Below are 4,737 nucleotides of genomic sequence, written 5' to 3'. Positions count from 1 at the left end.
GGCGGGCGCCAGCAGCAGGGCCGACCCGACGAAGGCACCGGAGCCGGCCAGCCAGAGCCAGCGTTCGACGTCGGCCCGCGCGTTCCGGCGCAAGAGCAGGCCCGCGCCGGTGGCGGCCAGCGCCAGCACCAGCAGCACCACCACGACCCCATCGGAGCTCAGGAACGGCCGGCCAAGGAAAACGTGGGTAGACGCAACGCCGTCGAACTGCGCCAGCGGCCCCAGCGCCACGGTGCCGAGCAGGCCGGCATAGACCGTCAGATAGGCGGCCCCGCGGGCCGCGAACACCCGGCTGGCCACGGCGGCCGAAACCAGCAGCAGGCTCACGTGCAGCAGGACGACCCAACGGCCGCCGTCGTCCGGCGCTGCCGCAAGGTAGCCGAGCGGCAGCGCTGTCTGGGCGGCGAGCGTGATCCACACGGCGGCCTGCTGGAACGGGACTTCCAGCAGGCGGTGCCGCATGAGCCAGCGGACCACGTGCTGGGCTGCGAGGACCAGCCCGAAGGTCACCGAGACGGCGGTGACCGAGACCGTCGCGTCATAGCTGAGCACGACCGCCAGTGCCAGGGTCAGCACCCGGGCCGCAGCGAAGTAGCTGCCTTTGGCCGTGCGCGAACTGGCGGCCACCACCATCACGGCACTGAAGGCCGCAAAGATGCCCAGGACCAGCTCGACGTCGAGCGCCGTCCCCGCCCGGGCCAGCAGCAGCACCGCCAGCGCCGCGGGGGCGAACAAGGCCGCCCAAGGACGGGCGCGCAGCACGAACCCCGCCGCCGCTGCGCTGAGGGACATTACGACGACGGCGGCGGTCAGCTGCCAGCCTCCGGCTGTTTGGTCTTGGAGGCCGGAGGACCGGAGCAGGGACAGCGCGGCAGCCTGCAGTCCGAGCACGACGGCGGCGTCGGTGAGCACACCCCGGGGAGCCCGTCCCCTGGCCTCGGCCAACAGGGGGAATGCCAGCTGCAGCCCCAACGCCAGCACTGCAAGGCAGGCTCCCGCGAGTTCCCCGCCGCCGACCAGCAGCAGCGGGCCGGCGTCCTGGCGGAGCTGCTGGTAGCCCGTCAGGACCAGGACGGTGCCGGTCCCGCGGGCCAGCCACCAGTAGCTCCACCGCTGTTGGATCCCGACGCGTCGCAGGGCAGTTGCCGCCAGATAAAGCACGGTCAGGACCAGGCTGATGTTGCCGGCCCGGAGCGAGACGCCGGCAAACGCCATGCCGCACAGCGCCGCCGCCATGCCCACGGGCAGGAGCTCAGGGATCCCGGCACGCCACGGGGACCCTGCCGCCGCTTGAGCGGTGAGTGCCCGGCCGATACCCAGGCAGACGAGGAGTTGGAGCACGATGGCGGTGCCGGTGAGCGCTCTCCCCTGCGTGTTGTCCACGAACGCCATGGCGGCGAGGGCGGGAAGCGCCGCGAGGGTGAAGGCGGCCAGGGTCTGGTTGGGGGCCAGCGAGGGCACGCCCGCCCGGACGAGGATTGCGGTGGCGAGCTGCTGCGCCACGAGGGCCAGCAGGAAAGCGGACACCACCGGAAGCGCATCGGGGAGGTCGCCGGTCACTGCCGCGGTGGCCGCGGGAACGGCCAGCGTCGCTGCGGTGCGGGCGGCGAGAACGAAGTGCAGCCGCAAGGGCTCCGCCGGGGGCCGCGAGCGGCCGGCCCAGAACAGCGCTGCCAGCAGCAGGAAGCCCGCCGGGGTCCAGCCGCCGGCAGGGTCACCGATGGCCGCGGACAGCACGAGGGCAGCCAGCGGCGCCCATTCCGCCAGTCCGCCCAGGCCCACCGCGAGGGCCATGGCGGTGAGCAACGCCAGCAGCAGCGGCGCCCATACCGGCACGTCGGCATTTGGGTCGACCGGAACATCGAGCAAGGTCACTGCACGCCAGGACAAGGTCAGGAGCAGTTGCAGCCCGAAAGTGCCGAGGGCGTCCGCCCGCCTGCGGCCGGCCGACCCCAGCAGCGCGGCAGGAACGACGTCCCGCCCCGAGGCCAGCAGCACGGCCTGGAGGGCTGCCAGCACGAGCGCGGTCAGCAGCATCCACGGCAGGCTGTCGCTCGCCGCCCAGACCGCGGCCGCCGGCGCCACGGTGAGGCTGAACCGTGCCCCGTAGTACTGGGCTATCCGGAAACGGCTCTGCGGAACCGCTGCCATCAGGGCGAAGTAGGCGCCACACAGGAACATGATGAGCGCGTACTCGCCCCTGCCGAGCAGCAGCGGAATGAAGGTCACCGCGACCGCGACGGCGGGAACCACAAAAGGGTGCAGGTCCATGAGCGGCTTGAGGAAGACCGAGGGCATCCAGCGGGGCCGGGTCAGGGCCAGCAGCGTCAGGACGACCGCCATGGCGATCAGCGCCGCGAAGTACCAGACGAGGGCTCCCCCCAGGACCGAAATTCCGGACCAGGCCGTCGATACGGCGAACGTCAGGGACAGGTAGGCGAGGACCTTGCTGTCCATCCGGATGGCGGCGGCCACATAGGCGACGGTACCGATGGAGGAGGTGACCAGCCAGGCGGCGGGCCCGTCGGGCAGGGTGAAGTTGTACAGGGCCAGACCGGCCACCGGGATCAGGGCCAGGCCGGTACCGGTGAATGCGACGGCGGCGGGCCGGAGCCGCGGGGCCTTGGCGTGCAGGATCAGCCCCCCGGTATAGAACAGTGCAGTGATGGCGACGACGCCGGCGAAGCGGAGGACTTCCGGCAGGGCCGTGCCGACGAACAGGGCGCCGGCAGCAACCAGCAGGAGGCTGGCGACGTAGAGGGTGATGTTGATGTTCTGGCGGTCCCGCTTCTCCTTGCGGGCAGCCCGGTCCGCGGCGGATTCTTGCGGGACGGCCGGACGCGGGGGCCGCGGCGGCGGAGCGGGCGGCTGCAGTGGCAGGGGTCGATACAGTTCCTGCCGGACCGGCTGGAACTGCTGGGTTGGGGCTGGCGGCACAGTCAGTGCGGACGACGGGATGGTCGACGCCGCCGGCCCGTGGGCGGCTTCGGCATCCCTCCAGCCCTGGAGGTGCCCGGCGCGGAAACCCGCTGCGAAGGCCCCACTGCTCTCCGCAGTGCTGCGCCGGCGTTCCCGCGCCCTCCCCCAGCAAACACCCACCAGGAGGGCGCCCGCCATCAGAACCATTACCAGCAGGGGCTGGACAGCGGTCGACATAGATGCCCTTCGTGACTTTGGCTGTCCGAATCCGCCCAGCCCATTAAATCCAATGACTAGATGAAATATAGCACTGGCGTGAAGCCCTCCGCCCCTGGTCATACTGCGGCCAGCCCGGGTCGCCCGTGCCCGCAAACGCCACCCACGCGGCGTGCATGGTGCGCGCGAGCTCCTGCGGCGGGTCGCTGCCCAGCAGCGGACCGAACAGCGGCGCATCCGGCGTCGCCGTGTCGAAGACAAAAGCAACCTCAAGGGCATGGACTGCGCCGAGAGCAGGTGCAGCCCAGTGGAATTCGTACATGTAGGTCCCCGCCGCCGAGCTGGCGCGGGCGTGCGCGTCGGCCAGACGGATCGCGGGGATCCGCATCCACCAGTCAGTCTGGACCGCAGCCAGCAGATCACCGGGATTTGCCGTCGGGTAGTGCGTCCGGTAGGCGGCCAGCGCCTGCCCGGCCGGCAGCCCGTACGTTGCCAAAGCCTGGTGTCCGAAGGAGCGGACCGGTCCGCCCAGGATCTCGTCGGTGATCCCGGCGATCACGCCGCTGGCGACCAGCCAGAGCCGCCAGTCGTCGGCGTTGGTGCCGACGATCACGTCCACTTGGCTGCCAGATCCGGCAGCGATCCGATCGATCGGCGGCCCCGGCAGGATGTCGCCGTCGATGACGGGCTGCCACGGCATCGTGCTGGCCACCACCGCACCGCCCCAGCGATCCGGGTCGGGGTCGGTGAGCAGTTCGTCCTTTACTCCGGCCTGGGCCGCCAACAGGCGCGCGACCCCGGCGCCCGCGATCGCCTCACGTGTCGCGGGCACCCCGAGCCTGCCGGCCAGGTATCCGGCGATGCGCAGCGCATCCCCGGCGGGAGTGACCTGGTGGGCTGCGCCGCTTTGCAGGATCGCCCGACGAAAGAGCCCGTCCGCGCGGGGCATGGCGAGGAGCATGCCGATGCTCATCGCACCGGCGGACTCGCCGAAGACCGTGACGTTGCCGGGGTCCCCGCCGAAGGCAGCGATGTTGTCCCGTACCCACTGGAGCGCAGCGACCTGGTCGAGTAGTCCGAGGTTGGCGATGCCGTCGCCGAGGTAGAGGAAGCCTTCCGCGCCGGGACGCCAGTTGATGACGACACAGACAACGCCATCCCGGGCGAAGTGGCTCCCGTCGTAGGCCGCCGTCGAGCTGAGCTCGAACATGCCGCCCTGGATCCAGACCATAACGGGCAACCTTGCCGGGCCGGTATCCGGCGTCCAGACGTTGAGGTTCAGGCAGTCCTCGGCCGGCGCAGCCCGGTCCACCGCCGCGAACGCGGCCCCAACGGCTTCCCAGTCCTCGGATGCCCCGGCGGCAGAGCCGCTGGGGGTCGGCGGCGCTACCTGAGGGGGCTCCGGCCCCAGGGCTGTGGCATCACGCACGCCGGGCCACGGCGTAACCGGCCGGGGCGGCCGCAGCGGCCCGCGCCGAAGGGCGGTGCGGCATACGGCACGCCGAGAAAGGCGTGAACGCCGCTGGCAAAACTCCCGCGCAGCACCCCATGAACCGTCGTGACCAGTTCGTTCATCACACCATCGTCGGCCCTGCGCGCGCA

General features: G+C 71.4%; 2 protein-coding genes. Both read right to left on the bottom strand.

Annotation, left to right across the window (positions count from 1 at the left end; all coding sequences use genetic code 11):
- The coding region (locus BJQ90_RS11045) for a hypothetical protein (RefSeq protein WP_226760323.1) at positions 1–3,156 on the bottom strand (3,156 nt) is incomplete at its 3' end.
- Positions 3,157–3,199: 43 nt separating this feature from the next.
- Positions 3,200–4,564, bottom strand: a complete 1,365-nt coding sequence (locus BJQ90_RS11040) for a carboxylesterase/lipase family protein (protein ID WP_319004625.1) — start codon at positions 4,562–4,564, stop codon at positions 3,200–3,202.
- Between the last annotated feature and the right edge of the window lie 173 nt (positions 4,565–4,737).

This window comes from Arthrobacter sp. SO3 (assembly GCF_020532825.1).
In the GTDB taxonomy this organism is placed as follows: domain Bacteria; phylum Actinomycetota; class Actinomycetes; order Actinomycetales; family Micrococcaceae; genus Arthrobacter.
This window is presented reverse-complemented; position numbering and strand designations above follow the sequence as displayed.